Consider the following 16,095-nt stretch of genomic DNA (forward strand, 5'->3'; position numbering starts at 1 on the left):
GGCGATCTCCGTCGCCGGGGAAATCCCGCTCTCGAAAGTTTAATAAAGATTTTTTCAGGTTCAAAGGGGCTCCAAAGGTTTGTTCGGCGCGGAGTCGAATCCACTGGATACACCCGGCGGAGGGGGCCGGCGGAAAAAGAAGGGGGGAAGGCTATGGAAGGCCAAGGGCCGGTGCAGGCACTTCAGCAGGTGCTGGAGCGGGCGGTGGCGGGACGAGTCCCCGACGTTCACGTGGAGCCCGAGGAGGCTGGTTGGCGGGTGCAATTTCGTCGCGACGGCCGATTGTGGCGGGTGACGACCTGGAACGGCCGGATGGGGCAGGAGATTGTGCGGAGGGTGAAGTTGTTGTCTAGGATGGATATTGCTGAGAAGCGGATCCCCCAAGATGGCCAACTCCAGCTTCCCGTAGGGGGGAACGTGTGTCACATGCGGGTGGCCACCCTGCCCACGGTAAAAGGGGAGCGTCTCGTGATTCGGATCCACCATGTGCGGACGGGGGAGGATCCATCGGAGTCAGACTTTGGGGACGATCCAGTTTGGCGGCGCTGGCTGGCGTGGACGGAGTCTGCTCACGGATTGTTGTTGATCGCCGGCCCCACTGGAAGCGGGAAGACGACTTCCTTGTACCGGGTGGTGAGGCGGTGGGCGGCGGAACATCGGTGTGTGGTGACCCTGGAGGATCCAGTGGAACAGCATGTGGACGGCGTTCACCAGGTGGAGGTTCAAACGGGGAGGGGTTGGACGTATCGCCGCCTTTTGCCAGCCTGTTTGCGCCAAGACCCCAACGCCGTGGCAATCGGCGAGATTCGCGACGAAGATGCCGCCTGGACGGCGGTTCAGGCGGCCCTTGCCGGATGCCTGGTGGTGGCCACCGTTCACGGGGCGGGCCCTGCCGAAGTCTGGTCACGGTTTCGCCAGTGGGGGGTTCCTGAGGGGGAATTGGAGAGTACGCTCCTGGCTATTCTCAGTCAGCGATTGGTGGGCAGGCTGTGTGCCCATTGCCGGCGAAGGTCCGGGACCGTTCGGGGGAGCGGAGGGCAGGCGGGATTCGCTTGGACGGCCAGTGGGTGTGAAGCATGCCAAGGACGGGGCATCGCCGGAGTAGTGCCGTTGTTTCATCTTTCAGAACAAGGTTGGGATCGGCCTTGGTCCACTTCTCCGGATTGGGAGGAGAGCGCCTGGCCGAGGATGATAAAGGGGGAGTTGGGTGAACCGTGGTGTGAGTCCTTGGTGGGCGGGGTGGCCTCAGTTCCAATGGCGACGGCCTCGGTGGGGGCGGAGGAGGGATGACCCGCGGATTGCCCTGAGGGATTGGGCGGAGTTGTGGACAGATTTGGCCCAGTATCTAAAAGCGGGGATACCCATGGATTATGCCTTGGATGTTTTGGCCGTCGCGCGGACGGGACCGTTGTCAACGCTTTTACTGCAGTGGCGCGACGGGCTCCGGGAAGGTCGCTCCCTTTCGGAACTCTATGAAGAGGCGGGACAATATCCACTGTGGCTGCCATTGATCCGGGTAGGGGAGGCCACAGGAGAATGGGTGCAGATGATGACCGCCCTCGGTGGGCAGGCCGCTCAGTGGGACCGACACTGGCGGGAGATGTGGCGGCAACTCGCTTACCCTCTCTTCGTGACTGTGGCGGCGACGGGGGTATGTGTCCTGTTTCTCGTGGTCGTCCTGCCAAAGCTGAAAGATTTTTACCACCCCCTGGGCCTGGATCCTGGGATTGACTTGGAAGCGATTCGGTGGACCGGGGCTGTCCTCGGCGCGCTGGCTGCCGCCGCTCTGGGACTCGCCCTATGGCTATGGGCCCCCGGTCGTCGGCCAAGGCGGGGCAGAGAACGTTCCGCCCCGGTTCCGGAGGGTATGCGGGGCTATCGTTTAAGTCGACGATCTCCCCTACGGCGCTGCGCCCAGACACTGGGGCTGTACGACGCCTTTACCTTCGAGTGGTCTTTTCTCCTCGGCACCATGCTGGCTGCCGGCGTTTCCTTAGAAGAGACACTGGCTCACCTGGGCAGCTTGAGAACCCGGGTCTCCGGAGCGGCTCGATACGTGCGACAGCGGATGTCGGAAGGGGAGTCCCTTTCCGAGGCTTTGGGGAGGTGGCCGCAGTGCACAGAAGAGTTGCGTCGGGTGGTGGAATTGGCACTGTGGACCGGCCAGATGGATACGGCGTTACTTGTGTTGGCCGAGCGCATCGCGACCAGACAAAGGAGGCGCACGGAATTGTGGATCCGATGGCTGGAGCCGGCTTTGACGGGAGTCATCGGCGTGTTGATTTTGGGGATTTTTCTCCTTCTCTACCTGCCGATCACGAAATTGATGGGACGGGTGGTGTCGTAAGGTGACGTTGGAAACAAAGACCCGGTGTAAACGCAAGCGCTCGTACCAGGGCGGTTTTACGTTGATTGAGTTGTTGGTGGCCGTGACCATTATCGGGGTTCTGATTTCCTTGGCGGTGCCCAATCTGCGGGCTGCAGGTGAGGGCGCACAAAAGACGGGTTGCGAAAGCAACCAGCGCTTGCTGCGCATGGTCCTCGTTCAGTGGGATCTGGTGCAGGATATCCCCCTGCCGGGGTCGTCGGAGGCAGCCCTTCAGGCTTTGGTTGACGCAAAGTTGTTGGAATCGCCGCCCAAATGTCCGGGGGGAGGTCATTATGAGATCAAGGCAGGGGCGAGCGGGACACCGGAGGTTTCCTGTTCGTTGCACGGTGTTTTGGGATTGTGAGAAAGCGAAGGGGTTTACTCTGCTCGAGGCGATGGCTGCACTGCTTCTCATAGGCGCGCTCTCCGCCGTTGCCATTCCGAGTATGGTTCGGTGGCTGGCGTACTGGGAATTGAGAGCTGCCGCGGAGCGGCTGACGGCAGATTTAAGGGAGTGCCAGAGCCGGGCCGAAGCGGAAGGGGTCTTCTATGAACTGAGATTTTGGAGGACTCGCCCGGATTACATGGTGTACCGCGGGGTGGAACACGTCAGAACGGTGGATAACAAACCTGGCATTGCATACGCGACCGGCATCTTGCCCCTGCCAGACACTCATCTGCGCTTCAACCCCCGGGGCACCGGGATTCAGGGCGGGACGATCTGGCTGTGCAATCGATTCGGAGATCGAATGGGCGCTCGGATCTACCCAGACAGTGGGGTGGTGATTTTCCTTGGGCCGTGACGGGTTCATGATGATGGAGGCGTTACTCGCCACTTTTTGCACCGTCCTCCTGATCGGTACGGACGGGGTTTATACCATGGCCATTTTGGCAGAATATCGGGACGCGCAACAATGGGCCATCGCCCGGAATCTGGCCCTTGAAGCCCGAGAACGGCGGGTGGCTACAGGAGTGGCTGTCGGGGAAGTGGTGCAGAGGTCGGGGGTTCAGTACCGCATCGAGTGGGAGGGCGGGCAGAGGTGGAATGAAGTTCCCGTGATTCGACTAAAGGTGAGGTGGCACGGTATCCGCGGTGACCGGGAGCTGAGCTTCATCGAGCCCGCCCCGGAAAGGCGGACTCTGCCGTGAATAAAAAGGGTGTGCAAGGTTTTATTCTTCTGGAGACGGCTCTGGTTGCGGTGATGGCGGCAGTGATATGGATGACCTGGGCACAGTGGTGGGCCGCCGTCGCTTCCAGTGCGAATCGAATCGATACAGGGATCGAAGGGGAAGAACAGTGGCGCCGCCTGATGGTTCGGCTGTCCCGGGAGTTTCACGACGCGGGTGAGGTTCGGGGCGGGGGAAGAAGGGTGGAATTTCGCGATGGGCGGGGAAAATGGATTTCCCTGTGGTTGAGCGACCGTGGGCAGGTTCTTCAATCTGTAAACGGGGAGGGGGACGTCGTTCTGGCCAATGGAGTGAAACGTATCTGGTTTGTCGTGGAGCCCGGAGGGCTCACCGTTGAGACTTGGTGGGCGCGGCCCTGGGATCAGGAGCCGCTGGTCGGTTTTCTCGCCTCGCGGCGCTTCCTCCCCGATGCGGGCTCCAGATCAGGAGAGGGTTCCGCACCGTGAAACTGGCCCGGAGGTGCGGTGGATGGATTCTTCCTGCGACGCTCGGTTTGGCTTTGGTGATGCAGGTGGCCATGTGGACATTGTTCGACAAAGTACACGGCCATTTTGAACGGATTGTGCGGCAGGTGCGAACCGATCAAGCGGACCGATTGGCTGAGGTGGGATGGCAGTGGGCCCTGGCGCAATTGCGTCAACACCCGGACTGGAGGGGGACGCAACAGTTGCCCTTGGACTCAGGGCGGGTGGAGGTCACAGTCGCCGAGGAGCCCGGACCGTTAATCGTGGTGGTTTCCCGGGGGCGTATTGGGGATGCAGTCCAGCGGTCTTTGCGGGTGGACGTGGATCCAGGAAGTTTCACAATTCGCGGTTGGCATGAGGGTACGGATTTTGGCTCCGGTCCTTAAAGTGGATCGTGTGGTGTGGTAGGATAGATGCAATGAGGGAGGGGACGATTTGACCAACCTGTATCTCATCGGTTTCATGGGAAGTGGAAAGAGCACGGTGGGGAGGCTGTTGGCCGAACGGATCGGGTGGTCGTTTGCCGATACGGATGACGAGATTGTCCGCAGGGAAGGTATGGAGATCCCCGAGATTTTTGCAAAGGGAGGGGAATCGTTTTTCCGCGATCTCGAGCAGGCGACTTTGTTGGAACTATCCGGGCGCAGCGGGTGGGTCATCGCCACCGGAGGAGGGATCGTCCTTCGGGGGCGAAATGTGGAGATCATGAAAGCGAGCGGGAAAACGGTCTATCTCTCGGCCCGGGAAGAGGTGTTGGCTGCGCGGTTGGTCGGCGACCCGGCGGTCCGGCCGCTGCTCGGCGGGGATTCCCGGATTGCCCGGCTGCACGAGCTGCTCCAGGAACGTCGCGGGATGTACGAGTGGGCGGACTTGACGATCGACACCAGCGATCAAACGGCACAAGCTGTCGTTGAAGCCATCGTGAATCACTTTGGCCTGGGCGAACCGGGCGGGCGTGCGGTTCGATTGGGATAAGCGGGAAGGTGAGGATGGGGTCATGTGCGGGATTTGTGGAATCGCGAACCGGGATGGAAATGTCGAGATGGAGACCCTTCGGCAGATGGCGGAACGGATCATTCACCGGGGACCGGACGATGAAGGATTCTACTTGGGGTCAGGGGTGGGGTTCGGATTCCGCCGTCTTTCCATCATCGACGTGGCCGGCGGACACCAACCCATGTCCAACGAGGACGGCTCGATCTGGGTGGTGTTTAACGGGGAGATCTATAATTACAAATGGCTTCGCCGCGAGCTCGTGGAGCGGGGACACCAGTTCCGCACGGACACCGATACTGAAGTTTTGGTGCATCTGTACGAAGAAGAGGGGCTGGATTTAGTCGGTAGACTCCGGGGCATGTTTGCCTTTGCGATTTGGGATGAGCCCCGGCGCACGTTGTTGTTGGCCAGGGATCATTTTGGGATCAAACCCCTGTACTATACTCTGACCCCCGAAGGACTTGTTTTTGCCTCGGAGATCAAAAGCCTGTTGGCGGTCCCCGGGATCGAGGCCCGGGTAAAGCCGGAATCGTTGTGGAACTATCTCACGTTCCAATATGTTCCCGACCCAGAAACGATGTTTGAGGGCATTAAGAAGTTGCCGCCGGCGCACCGGCTGATTTGGCGGGAGGGAGAGGCAAAGCTCGGAAGGTATTGGGAGGCGACTTTCGAACCGGTAGATCGACCGCTTCCCGCATTCGTGGACGAGGTCCGGGAGGTGTTGCGGGAGTCTGTTCGAGCGCATATGAACAGCGATGTGCCCCGGGGCGCTTTTCTTTCCAGTGGGGTTGATTCCAGTACCATCGTGGCCCTGTTGAAGGAACTTGAGCAAGTGAAAACCTTTACCGTGGGCTTTGAAGGGGCCGGCGGGATGAGCGAAATCGAGTATGCTCGGGAAACGGCGAGGATTCTCGGTACTGACCACCGAGATGTCGTGATCTCGGCGAATCGGTATGCGGAGGTTCTTCCCGATCTGGCTTATCACCAGGATGAGCCAGTCGCAGACCCCTCGGCGATCGCCCTCTACTTTGTGGCGGAGCTGGCCTCTTCCGACGTTGCGGTGGTCCTTTCGGGGGAGGGGGCAGATGAATTATTCGGGGGATATACCATTTATCGAGAGCCGCTGTCCCTGCGAATGTTTCATTTCTTGCCCGACGGAGTGCGCCGGGGCTTGGGAGAATGGGCCCGGGGATTGCCTTCCGGGATGAAGGGCCGGGGATTTCTCCTTCGGGGATCTCGGCTACTCTCCGACCGGTTTGTGGGGAACGCCAACATTTTTTCGGACAATGAGAAACGAGCTTTTCTAAAGTGGACCCCCGATGGGGGATTCGCCTGCGTGAAAGTGGTGACTGAGCCGTTGTACGAGCGATTTGCCGACATGGATGAAGTCACCCAAATGCAGCTCGTGGACATTCATACCTGGCTTCCCGGTGACATTCTCATGAAAGCCGACAAGATGACGATGGCCAACTCCCTGGAACTCCGGGTGCCTTTCTTGGATGTGCGGGTTTTCGATGTAGCTCGGCGCATTCCAACCTCGCTTCGCCTTTTGGAGGGCACCACCAAGTACGTGTTGCGGGAGGCTGTCCGGGACATCCTGCCCGAAGCGGTAACGAGGCGCAAAAAGTTGGGTTTTCCGGTCCCGACCCGGCGCTGGTTGCGGGACGAGCTGTACGAGTGGGCCAGGGAGCGCCTATCCGATAAGTCGGTCGATGAGTATTTTGATCGGGCATGGCTACTTGCCAGGCTGGAAGATCATCGGCTCGGGCGAGGGGATTACGCCCGGAAGCTGTGGACCGTTTTAATGTTTTTGCTTTGGCACGATATCTATATCTCGGGCCACGTAGCGGTGCAGCCCACGGTCCGGCCCGGTGTTTTGCGGCGGAGAGAGCGGCTCTTTGGCCGGGGGGCTGCTCAGGGGCAGCGATTGGAAAGCTATGCTCCGTGATCGGCGATTGTCAACTTCAGCTCCCGATGTTATACTGTCTACCAGTAGAGGATTGTAATCCACCTACAGTAAACATCGCGGGGTGACGGGCGTGGGTGAAGGGAATCGCCGAAGATACTATCTGGTGGCGGAAGAGATTCTCCCGGAAGCCATGCTCAAAACGGTTCAGGTCAAGACTTTGCTCGCCAGCGGGGAAGTGGAGAGGGTTCACGATGCCGTCTCCCAGGTCGGTTTGAGCCGAAGTGCCTTTTATAAGTACCGGGACTTGGTGCATCTGTACGATGAAGAAGGGCGGGAGCATGTGGTGACCCTGTCGCTCATCCTTGAGCATCGCACGGGGGTCCTTTCTGTCGTATTGAACGCCATTGCCCGGGCTGGGGGAAACGTTCTTACGATCAATCAGGGTATGCCGGTGCACCAGGCCGCTCTGGTGACGGTGATGGTGGACGTTTCCGACATGACCAACCCCGTCGACGCCTTGGTGAAGACCTTGATCGGGATTACTGGGGTCCGCCGGGCGGAAATTGTTGGTTACAGCCAGTGAAGGAGGAGATCACGCCATGTGGCGGGGTGTCGTGGAGGAGTACCGAGAGTTCTTGCCCGTGGAGCCGGATACGGAGCCGATCAGCCTGCAAGAAGGCAACACACCGCTTATCTATGCCCGACAACTGTCCGAGCGCACCGGCCTCGAGATTTGGTTAAAGTACGAAGGCCTTAATCCCACAGGTTCGTTTAAAGACCGCGGGATGGCCATGGCGGTGACAAAAGCGAAAGAGGACGGAGCCAAGGTGTTAATTTGCGCGTCCACGGGGAATACATCGGCGTCAGCCGCCGCCTATGCGGCCCGGGCGGGCATGCGCGCGGTGGTGGTAATCCCGGATGGAAAGATCGCCCAGGGGAAATTGGCCCAGGCGTATATGTATGGAGCCCAGGTCGTCGCAGTCCGGGGGAATTTTGACCAGGCGTTGGCGATCGTTCGACATTTGGCCGAGACCCATCCGGTGACTCTGGTGAACTCCGTCAACCCTTTTCGGATTGAGGGCCAGAAAACGGCGGCCTTCGAGATTTGCGACGAGCTGGGGGAAGCACCCGACGTGCTTGCGATTCCAGTGGGCAATGCCGGTAACATTACCGCATATTGGAAAGGATTTGTTGAGTATCACCTTCATCGGCGTACCCGGCATCGCCCGCGCATGTTTGGTTTCGAGGCGGAAGGTGCGGCGGCCATCGTGCGGGGAAAGCCGATTGCTCACCCGGAAACGATTGCCACAGCCATACGAATTGGGAATCCCGCGAGCTGGAACGGGGCGGTGCAGGCGGTGGAGCAATCCGGCGGGATGATGGGCGCAGTAACGGACGAGGAGATTCTCGAGGCTTACCGATGGGTGGCTCGGGAAGGGATCTTCTGTGAGCCCGCTTCCGCCGCCTCGGTGGCGGGACTGGTCAAAGCCCGAGCCGAGGGGCGGCTGGAAAAGGGACTGACGGCCGTCTGCGTCTTGACCGGCAACGGGCTCAAAGATCCGGATACAGCGTTGCTGCACGCCCCTGGACGGGCTGAGGGCCCGCAGGTGGTGGAGGCCACCGAGAAAGCGGTGGTCGATGCGATGATGGGTTCGGAAGCGCTTCGGTCGTGAGCTTGGGGATGAGATTTTGGAGAGAAATGGGGGACCCCTCGTGGCGGTGAAGGTTCGAGTGCCGGCCACCACGGCGAATCTCGGTCCGGGATTCGACAGTTTGGGCATGGCGTTGCAGCTTTATAATGAGATTGAGCTGGAGATCATGGATCAGGGATTGCAATTTGAAGTTACCGGCGCCGGCGCGGAGATGATTCCGGCGACTTCTGAAAACGTGATCTACAAAGCGGTGCAGTATGTGTTCGATCAACTCGGCAGACGAAGACCAGGATTGAAGTTGCGGGCTCACAATGCGGTGCCGGTGACCCGGGGGCTGGGCAGCAGTGCCACGGCCATTGTGGGCGGGTTGGCGGCGGCCAACGAACTGTGCGGGCGGCCGCTGTCCGCGGATGATCTGCTGGAGTTGGCGGTGGCCATGGAAGGGCATCCTGACAACGTGGCTGCCGCGCTTTTCGGCGGGATCGTCGTGTCCGGCAAGACCGGGGAAAAAACGCGGTACGTCAAATTGCCAGTACCCCAAGATCTCGTTTGCGTCGTCGTTGTGCCTGAAGTACCTCTGGCCACGAAAGATTCCCGGAAAGTGCTTCCGACCTCGGTGCCCTTTTCCGATGCCGTCCACAATGTGAACCGGGTGGGTCTGTTGGTCGGGGCCCTTGCCACGGGGGATCTGGAAACGGCGGGGGCGGCCATGGATGATGTGCTGCACGAACCTTACCGAATGTCTCTCATCCCCGGCATGGGTGCCGCCGCCGATGCGGGTCGGAAAGCCGGAGCTTTGGGCGTGGCGTTGAGCGGTTCCGGGCCTTCGTTGATCGCCTTCTGCCGGGCCGGAGATGAAGAGCCAGTGGGTCCCGCCATGATCCAGGCCTGGGCGGGGGCGGGGCTGGCGGCCCATTCGATGGTTTTGCGGCCCGATTTGCGAGGGGTGCAGGTGATCGATATCGACGCATCGGCGTCTCTTCAGCCGTTGACTCGGTGAATGTTAGGGAGGGACGGCCATATGGAGTCCATCGGATCGCTGGCCAGTCTGGCGGCGCTGCGGCGCCCGGGCGCAAAGACCGCCCCTTCTTTCTTTTATGAGCGAATTCCCCAGCTCCGGGAACTCGGAGTAAAGCCCCGGGCGGTGATTCGGGGCAGTGGCTTATTGTTTGCCTACTTGCAACAGCAGGAGATCTGCGGTCAGTGTCGGGGTTACGAACAGTGCGGCAAGCAAGGAGACGCCCGGGGCATGTTCGACCAACTGGAAGTTTATCAAGGGGAGATTACCGTTCGAACCGGATATTGCCGTCCGTATCAAGAGTGGTTGGAAAGACGCCGCTTAAAAGACCTGGAGGCGTTCTCGGGCAAGACTGAGGCAGACGGCCGTTTTACCTTCGAGAATTTTCCCGAGGAGCAAAAGCGCCGGTTTCCGGATTTGTACAAAGCGGCGGTGGAGTTTGCCGAGACGGTGGAACCCGGGGTGCCGATGAAGGGCCTGTACATCTTTGGGCCGCCGGGGGTGGGGAAAACACATCTTCTTCTGGCGATCGTCAATCGCCTGGAGGAGAGGCGGGTCCCGACGCTCTTTGTCCGGGCGGACATGATTTTTGACCGCCTCCGCAGCCGCATTGCGTCTGGGCAGGATGTGGAACCCATCGTGGAAGCGTATTGCCGGGTGCCTGTGCTCGCCATCGATGAGTTTGCCCAGGAGCGGCCGAGTGATTTTACACTGGAGAAGATGTTTCGGATTATCAATGCCCGTTTCACCACCGCTCGGCCGACGTTATTTACCAGCAATTATCCACCTCCGGAGATCTACGGGCGGGTGGCCCGGGAGCTGGAAGTTCTTGTGGACGTCATGCGAAGCCGCATTGTGCAGATGAATCGGCACGGACACCTGGACGGTCCCGATGCCCGGCTCCGGCAGATTGACTGGCTCGGGCCGAGGATGGAAGAGACGTCCCCTCGTTCTCCCACAAATCCACCGGACAAGTGAGCGAAGCCGATCGCCGCTTGTTGAACCAGGTGAGCATCGAGGCGGGGGTGAGGAAAAGCCAAGCCCATTGAAGAGGATCAGCCAGGATACGCGGGCCGAGACGCCATTTCAGTTCTTCCCGGCGGATGGCCCACTCTGCTTCCAAAGTGCGACGATCCTCCTCCCGTTCCCGAAGGATCTGTTGAAAATACAGGGCCAGGCGCTGCTCTTCTTCCCGACGCCTCTCCAGGGCTTCCTTGGCCCAGCGGTGATCCTCGTGACTAAGGTGCAGACGCAGGGCGGCCTGGAGAAGACTTGTGGCTTCTGGCCACTCGATTCGGGCCTTCTCAAGGTGTCGAGCTGATGGAGTGTCAGAAAGTTGCACCGGCGGCAAAGAGGCGTCCGCGTGGATGGCGACCCGCCCCTCCACCAAGTCTACCGCGGCGGCCAATAACCGATCTTTTCGCCGGTCCGAGACATACGAGATTTTCCAATAGACCAAGAGGACCGGTCGGAGTAAGGTGTCCGGACGGCTCACTTCAAATTGGCGTACAAACCGTCCCCGGCGACATACCGACTCGTACATTCGCTGCAGACGAAAACTTCCCGGGGCCAACCATTCGGCCGTTTCGTCCTCTTCCTCGGCGGCCTCAGGGTCGAAAATGAACGTGTAGGTCGGGGGCTCCACCTCCTGGCCGGTGGCTTCCACCCACATCCAATAATAGGGCCGGTCGGTGAGCTCTTTGTCGATCTCGATGGGCGCGCGTACGGCAAGGCGCGTATCGCTGTCTTCGATGAGGGTTGCGCCGGTGTGGATAAAGTAGCTTCTCGCGAAAGTGCGGATGGCTTCGATGTTTTCCATGGACTCCCTCCAAGCGGCCGCCCCAGGGGCGTATTGTGTTGCGGAACTCTCGGGTTACAGGCGTCCTCTAGATCAAACCGGGCAGTTCTACGCCCTCTGTCGCGCGTTCCCTGGCCCACTCGGCCTTCGCCGACTCAAAAGCGCGGTTGAACTCGTCCATTTTTTCCCGAAGCCGATCCGGATGTTCCGCATCCATAATCCAACGAATGACTTGTCGCTCAAAGTCATCGGCGGATAAGCGCATTTTGCCGAGAATCAGGTCGAGTTCGCCAATGACCAGTTCAAAGAGGCGAATTTTTTCCTGGAGCAATTCAACGATATATTGTTCAATGGTATCGGCCGTGGCCAGGTTGTGGATGAACACATCCCGGGTTTGGCCCAAACGGTGAATCCGGCCGATGCGCTGTTCAACCCGCATGGGGTTCCAGGGCAGGTCGAAATTGATGATCTGGTTACAGAACTGGAGGTTAAGCCCTTCACCCCCCGCTTCGGTGGCGACCATCACCTGGGCCCTTTTCGAAAAAATGTCTTTCATCCAGTCCTTTTTCCCCCGTTGGAATCCGCCGCGAAAGGGCACAGCTGGAATGCCGCGCCGTTTCATCATGTAAAGGAGGAAATCTTGGCTAGCTCGATACTCGGTGAACACGATCACTTTGTCATGGATCTGGTTCACCAAGTCGATGGTGGTTTCCACTTTCGTGTAAGTGGGGATTCGAGCCCCGAGTTCGCACAGTTCCAGCAACCGGGCTCGAAAGCCCGGGGGATGGGCTTCATCCTTTGCCATGCGTTCCAGAGTGTTCAAGGCCGCGTACGGCGAACTGCACATCTCCCGTTGCAGGGTGATCAAATGAAGAACATTTTGGGATGTGTCGATGCGCCGACGGTACTCTTCCCGAATGAAGGCGGTGACGGCCTCGTAAAAAACGCGCTCCTCCGGAGACAGTTGCAACGGGACTTGGCGCACGTACCGTTTGGTGAACTCGACATTGCCTTCGCTTCGTTTATTTCGGATCATCACTTCGTCGAGGGCTTTGCGCAGTCCGGCCGGATTTTTTGGCGTTCGCTTATCTTCGACGAAATTGCGGCAGAACTCCCGGAAGCTCCCCAGTTGTCCCGGTTTTAATAAAGTGATCAGATTGTACAGCTCCCGCAGGTCATTTTGAATCGGAGTGGCAGTGAGTAATAAACAATATTTTTTCTGCAACTGATTGACGAGTTGCCAGTTTTTCGTTTTGCGGTTCTTGAGCTTGTGGGCCTCGTCGACGATGACCATGTCCCAGGGTTGGCCGAGAACAGCCTGGCGATGGGGGTCCCGCTTCGTGGTATCAATGGAAGCGACCAGAATATCGTAGGTGGACCAGGACCATTCGTTTCTTTGGGCGAAGGCGGGAATGTTGAATTTTTCGTTCAATTCCCGTGTCCACTGCAGCACGAGGGATGCGGGGACGAGGATTAAGGCTTTCTGCACAAGACCACGAATGAGATATTCCTTCAGAACCAGTCCTGCCTCGATCGTTTTACCCAGGCCCACTTCATCGGCGAGGATCGCCCGACCGCGAAATTCTCGAAGCACTCGCTCAGCGGTGCGGAGCTGGTGCGGATAGGGAATGACTGCGGGCAGTTGTTCGATGCAGGTTAAACGGTCAAAATCCTCGGTCAACTGCCGCCGGTGTGCCTCCAGGGCCAATTGAAACATGGCCCACGAGTCCCAGTGATCCTCCCGGACCCGGGTCACGAACTCGTCAAAGGCGGATTCATTGAATTCCACCTCCGGCAGGTGATTCACGATCCATCCCCCCAAGACATGACAGCCTTAGTGTGTGTCCATTCTCTTTTTTTTACGCACGGCGGTAAACGGGTGGCGCCTGGACCCGATCTTCGGTAATATGAAGAATATCCAACCAAATGATGCGATGTCGGATGAAGGGTGCGGGAGAGGGTGCTGATGCACCGCCGAAGGAGCAAGGGGAGGATTCCCGATCCTCCCGCGAAACTCTCAGGCAAAAGTACCGCATCCGGACGAGTCTCTGGAGAGTGCCCCGGCGATGGCCGGGGCCACCAAAGGGGTAACCTGGACGGCCGGCGAATGGACCGGCGGCCATCCGGGCATGCTCTCAGGTTGAAGGACAGAGAGACGGGGATGGGAAACCTCGTCTCTTTTTCATTTTCTGGCTATCGGTGAAACGGGAGGGAGCACGATGGGTAAGCGGACACCGATCTACCCGGCCCACGAGGCGATGGGGGCAAAAATCATCGAGTTCGGCGGCTGGGATATGCCGGTCCAGTACGCGGGGATCCTGGAAGAACACCGGGGTGTGCGCACCCGGGCCGGACTTTTCGATGTTTCCCACATGGGGGAATTCGAAATCTCTGGGTCGGAAAGTACGCCTTTTCTTCAGCGGATGGTCACCGGAAATGTCGCCGCCCTTTCGCCAGGCCGGGCCATGTACACGATGATGTGCCTTCCCAGCGGCGGAACGGTGGACGATCTGTTGGTCTACCGACTGGACGCAGATCGCTACATGCTGGTGGTCAATGCGGCCAACACGGCCAAAGATTTGACCTGGCTGCAGGAGCATCGCCTTCCGGGCGTCGAAATCGCGGATCGTACCGAGGAGACCGCTCTTCTCGCCCTGCAGGGCCCTGCGGCTGTGGAGATTTTGCGGGCGGCGAAAGGGGATGGCGAGAATCTGAAACCCTTTCGGGTGGAGGTGGGATCGGTGGCCGGGGTACAGGGCCTGATTTCCCGCACGGGGTATACGGGGGAAGATGGTTTTGAGCTGTATGTCCCCGCTGACCGAGGACTGGAACTATGGGACCGACTGCTGGAGATCGGAGGGCCCATGGGCCTCATCCCCGCAGGGCTGGGCGCCCGGGATACTCTTCGCCTGGAGGCGGCGCTGCCGCTTTATGGCCACGAACTCACCGAAGAGATCACGCCCTTGGAAGCCGGGCTCGAGGCGTTTGTCAAATGGGACGCCGGGGATTTTATCGGCCGAGACGCCCTGCTTTCCCAACGGGAGAGGGGGGTGACCCGGCGGCTCGCAGGTCTTGTTATGGTGGACCGGGGCATTCCCCGGTCGGGTTATGCCGTGAAGTCTCGGGGACGGGAAATCGGCTGGGTGACCAGCGGGTCTTTTGGGCCCACTGTACAGCGCAACATCGGACTGGCCATGGTGGAGGAGGAATTCGCCCGGCCCGGTCAGGCCCTGGAAGTGGTGGTGCGGGGGAGATCCCTGGCCGCCACGGTGGTGGAAAAGCCCTTTTATAAAAGAGCGCGGTCGCCGGCGAAGGGAGCCGGCGCACCGGGATTGGGGGGAGTGCAGTGAATGGGTGGAGTTACTTGCCGCACACGGAAGAAGACCGGCGGCGCATGATGGCGGTGCTCGGGATCTCCGACATTGAGGAACTTTTTGACGACATTCCGGAAGAAGTGCGATTTCGCGGGGCTTTGCAGGTTCCGGAGCGCCTGTCGGAAGTGGAGCTGAATCGGCATATGGCCGAGTTGGCCGGGGAGAATCAACCGGCTGCCGAGATGGCCTGTTTTCTCGGAGCCGGTGCCTACGACCACCACGTTCCCGCGGTGGTGGATGCAATGATCGGCCGCGGCGAATTTTACACCTCCTATACCCCCTATCAACCCGAGATCAGCCAAGGGATCCTCCAGGCGATTTTTGAGTATCAAACTATGGTCTGCGAGTTGCTGGGCATGGAGGTTTCGAATGCTTCGATGTACGACGGCGCCTCGGCCACCGCCGAGGCGGCGCTGGCCGCCTGCGCGGCAACCCACCGGAGCCGGGTGTGGGTGTCCGACCTCCTCAACCCCGCGTATCGCCGGGTGATCCGCACCTATTGTGAGGCGCAGGATGTAGAAGTGGTGGCGTGGCGGGATACGGATGGCCGTTCATCGGCGGAAGCCTTAAACGAGCTCGATGAATCGGTGGCGGCACTGGTGGTCCAGTATCCCAATTTTCTCGGGATTGTGGAGCCCCTTCGCGACTTTGCCCGGCGGGCCCACGAGGTCGGGGCGTTGCTCATCGTCGCCGCCTATCCCGTCGCCCTCGGCGTTTTGGAGTCGCCGGGCGCGTGCGGAGCGGACATCGCCGTGGCCGAGGGGCAGCCCCTGGGGAACCCCCTTTCCTTCGGAGGGCCGTATCTCGGTCTCATGGCCTCCTCCCGAGCCCTGATGCGCCGCCTACCCGGCCGGATCGTGGGACAAACGGTGGATACCCGTGGACGCCGGGGTTTCGTCCTGACCCTCCAGGCCCGGGAGCAGCACATTCGCCGGGAAAAAGCGACATCGAATATTTGCTCCAACCAAGCCTTGAACGCCTTGGCGGCAACCGTTTACCTGGCGGCCTTGGGCCCCGGTGGCTTGGCCGATCTCGCCGGGTTAAATCTGCAAAAAGCCCACTATCTGTTCAACCGCCTGACGGGGATCCCCGGCGTCGAGCCCCTCATCCCCGGGGCGCCGTTTTTCAACGAGTTTGCCCTGCGCCTGCCTGTGGATCCGGCGAGGGTGAACCGGGTGTTGCTGCAACAAGGGATCTTGGGCGGCCTGGATCTTGGCGAGTACCGAACAGATTGGCGGGGAGGCTGGCTTTTGGCAGTGACAGAAAAGCGGACCCGGGCGGAAATGGACCGTTTGGTGGATGTGCTGAAAGAGGGGGTGCGATCGTGA

16 protein-coding genes, 1 pseudogene and 2 riboswitches are annotated in these 16,095 nt (G+C 59.8%); of the genes and pseudogenes, 15 read left to right on the forward strand and 2 right to left on the reverse strand.

Annotated features, from left to right (window positions below; genetic code table 11):
- Window positions 1-153: 153 nt before the first annotated feature.
- The 13 genes from BTUS_RS03520 to BTUS_RS18770 all read left to right on the forward strand — a co-directional run bounded on the left by BTUS_RS03520 (window position 154) and on the right by BTUS_RS18770 (window position 10,573).
- On the forward strand, window positions 154-1,290 hold the full coding sequence (locus BTUS_RS03520; protein WP_013074748.1) for a GspE/PulE family protein: 1,137 nt from the start codon (window positions 154-156) through the stop codon (window positions 1,288-1,290).
- Window positions 1,208-2,347 (forward strand): type II secretion system F family protein, encoded by a 1,140-nt coding sequence (locus BTUS_RS03525; RefSeq protein ID WP_123809216.1) that lies wholly within the window; start codon window positions 1,208-1,210, stop codon window positions 2,345-2,347. The genes BTUS_RS03520 and BTUS_RS03525 overlap by 83 nt, the downstream gene beginning before the upstream one ends.
- A 1-nt stretch (window position 2,348) precedes the next feature.
- A complete protein-coding gene (locus BTUS_RS03530) occupies window positions 2,349-2,732 on the forward strand; it encodes a competence type IV pilus major pilin ComGC (protein ID WP_013074750.1) in 384 nt (127 codons plus the stop codon).
- Window positions 2,662-3,171: a pilus assembly FimT family protein gene (locus tag BTUS_RS03535; RefSeq protein ID WP_123809217.1), complete on the forward strand. Its 510-nt coding sequence runs from the start codon at window positions 2,662-2,664 to the stop codon at window positions 3,169-3,171. Before BTUS_RS03530 ends, BTUS_RS03535 begins: the two co-directional genes overlap by 71 nt.
- On the forward strand, window positions 3,161-3,517 hold the full coding sequence (locus BTUS_RS03540; protein WP_013074752.1) for a hypothetical protein: 357 nt from the start codon (window positions 3,161-3,163) through the stop codon (window positions 3,515-3,517). The genes BTUS_RS03535 and BTUS_RS03540 overlap by 11 nt, the downstream gene beginning before the upstream one ends.
- Window positions 3,514-4,002, forward strand: a complete 489-nt coding sequence (locus tag BTUS_RS03545; RefSeq protein ID WP_013074753.1) for a hypothetical protein — start codon at window positions 3,514-3,516, stop codon at window positions 4,000-4,002. The genes BTUS_RS03540 and BTUS_RS03545 overlap by 4 nt, the downstream gene beginning before the upstream one ends.
- Window positions 3,999-4,406, forward strand: coding sequence for a hypothetical protein (locus tag BTUS_RS03550; protein WP_013074754.1), 408 nt, complete (start codon window positions 3,999-4,001; stop codon window positions 4,404-4,406). The genes BTUS_RS03545 and BTUS_RS03550 overlap by 4 nt, the downstream gene beginning before the upstream one ends.
- A 49-nt stretch (window positions 4,407-4,455) precedes the next feature.
- Window positions 4,456-4,995 carry a shikimate kinase gene (locus BTUS_RS03555; protein WP_013074755.1) on the forward strand — a complete coding sequence of 180 codons (540 nt, stop codon included), beginning with the start codon at window positions 4,456-4,458 and terminating at the stop codon, window positions 4,993-4,995.
- A 22-nt stretch (window positions 4,996-5,017) separates the two neighbouring features.
- A complete protein-coding gene (gene asnB, locus BTUS_RS03560; protein ID WP_013074756.1) occupies window positions 5,018-6,964 on the forward strand; it encodes an asparagine synthase (glutamine-hydrolyzing) in 1,947 nt (648 codons plus the stop codon).
- An 82-nt stretch (window positions 6,965-7,046) separates the two neighbouring features.
- Window positions 7,047-7,508, forward strand: a complete 462-nt coding sequence (locus BTUS_RS03565) for an ACT domain-containing protein (protein WP_013074757.1) — start codon at window positions 7,047-7,049, stop codon at window positions 7,506-7,508.
- Window positions 7,509-7,524: 16 nt separating this feature from the next.
- Entirely contained in the window at window positions 7,525-8,598 is a 1,074-nt protein-coding gene (gene thrC / locus BTUS_RS03570) for a threonine synthase (protein WP_013074758.1), read from the forward strand.
- A gap of 40 nt (window positions 8,599-8,638) precedes the next feature.
- Complete coding sequence (gene thrB, locus BTUS_RS03575; protein ID WP_013074759.1) at window positions 8,639-9,577, forward strand: homoserine kinase; 939 nt, start codon at window positions 8,639-8,641, stop codon at window positions 9,575-9,577.
- A gap of 21 nt (window positions 9,578-9,598) precedes the next feature.
- Window positions 9,599-10,573: an ATP-binding protein gene (locus tag BTUS_RS18770; RefSeq protein WP_013074760.1), complete on the forward strand. Its 975-nt coding sequence runs from the start codon at window positions 9,599-9,601 to the stop codon at window positions 10,571-10,573.
- A 97-nt stretch (window positions 10,574-10,670) separates the two neighbouring features.
- Here the strand turns inward: BTUS_RS18770 and BTUS_RS17320 are convergent.
- Both BTUS_RS17320 and BTUS_RS03590 read right to left on the reverse strand, forming a co-directional pair.
- A pseudogene (locus tag BTUS_RS17320) lies at window positions 10,671-11,414 on the reverse strand (YqhG family protein); the annotation flags it as partial.
- Between the two features lie 67 nt (window positions 11,415-11,481).
- Complete coding sequence (locus BTUS_RS03590) at window positions 11,482-13,200, reverse strand: DEAD/DEAH box helicase (protein ID WP_013074762.1); 1,719 nt, start codon at window positions 13,198-13,200, stop codon at window positions 11,482-11,484.
- A gap of 134 nt (window positions 13,201-13,334) precedes the next feature.
- A riboswitch (glycine riboswitch) is annotated at window positions 13,335-13,436 on the forward strand.
- Window positions 13,437-13,438: 2 nt separating this feature from the next.
- A riboswitch (glycine riboswitch) is annotated at window positions 13,439-13,547 on the forward strand.
- Between the two features lie 65 nt (window positions 13,548-13,612).
- Between BTUS_RS03590 and gcvT the strand changes: the two genes are divergently transcribed.
- Complete coding sequence (gcvT, locus tag BTUS_RS03595; RefSeq protein WP_013074763.1) at window positions 13,613-14,743, forward strand: glycine cleavage system aminomethyltransferase GcvT; 1,131 nt, start codon at window positions 13,613-13,615, stop codon at window positions 14,741-14,743.
- Window positions 14,740-16,095 (forward strand): aminomethyl-transferring glycine dehydrogenase subunit GcvPA, encoded by a 1,356-nt coding sequence (gene gcvPA / locus BTUS_RS03600; RefSeq protein WP_013074764.1) that lies wholly within the window; start codon window positions 14,740-14,742, stop codon window positions 16,093-16,095. Before gcvT ends, gcvPA begins: the two co-directional genes overlap by 4 nt.

The sequence above is a fragment of the Kyrpidia tusciae DSM 2912 genome (genome assembly GCF_000092905.1).
Lineage (GTDB): Bacteria > Bacillota > Bacilli > Kyrpidiales > Kyrpidiaceae > Kyrpidia > Kyrpidia tusciae.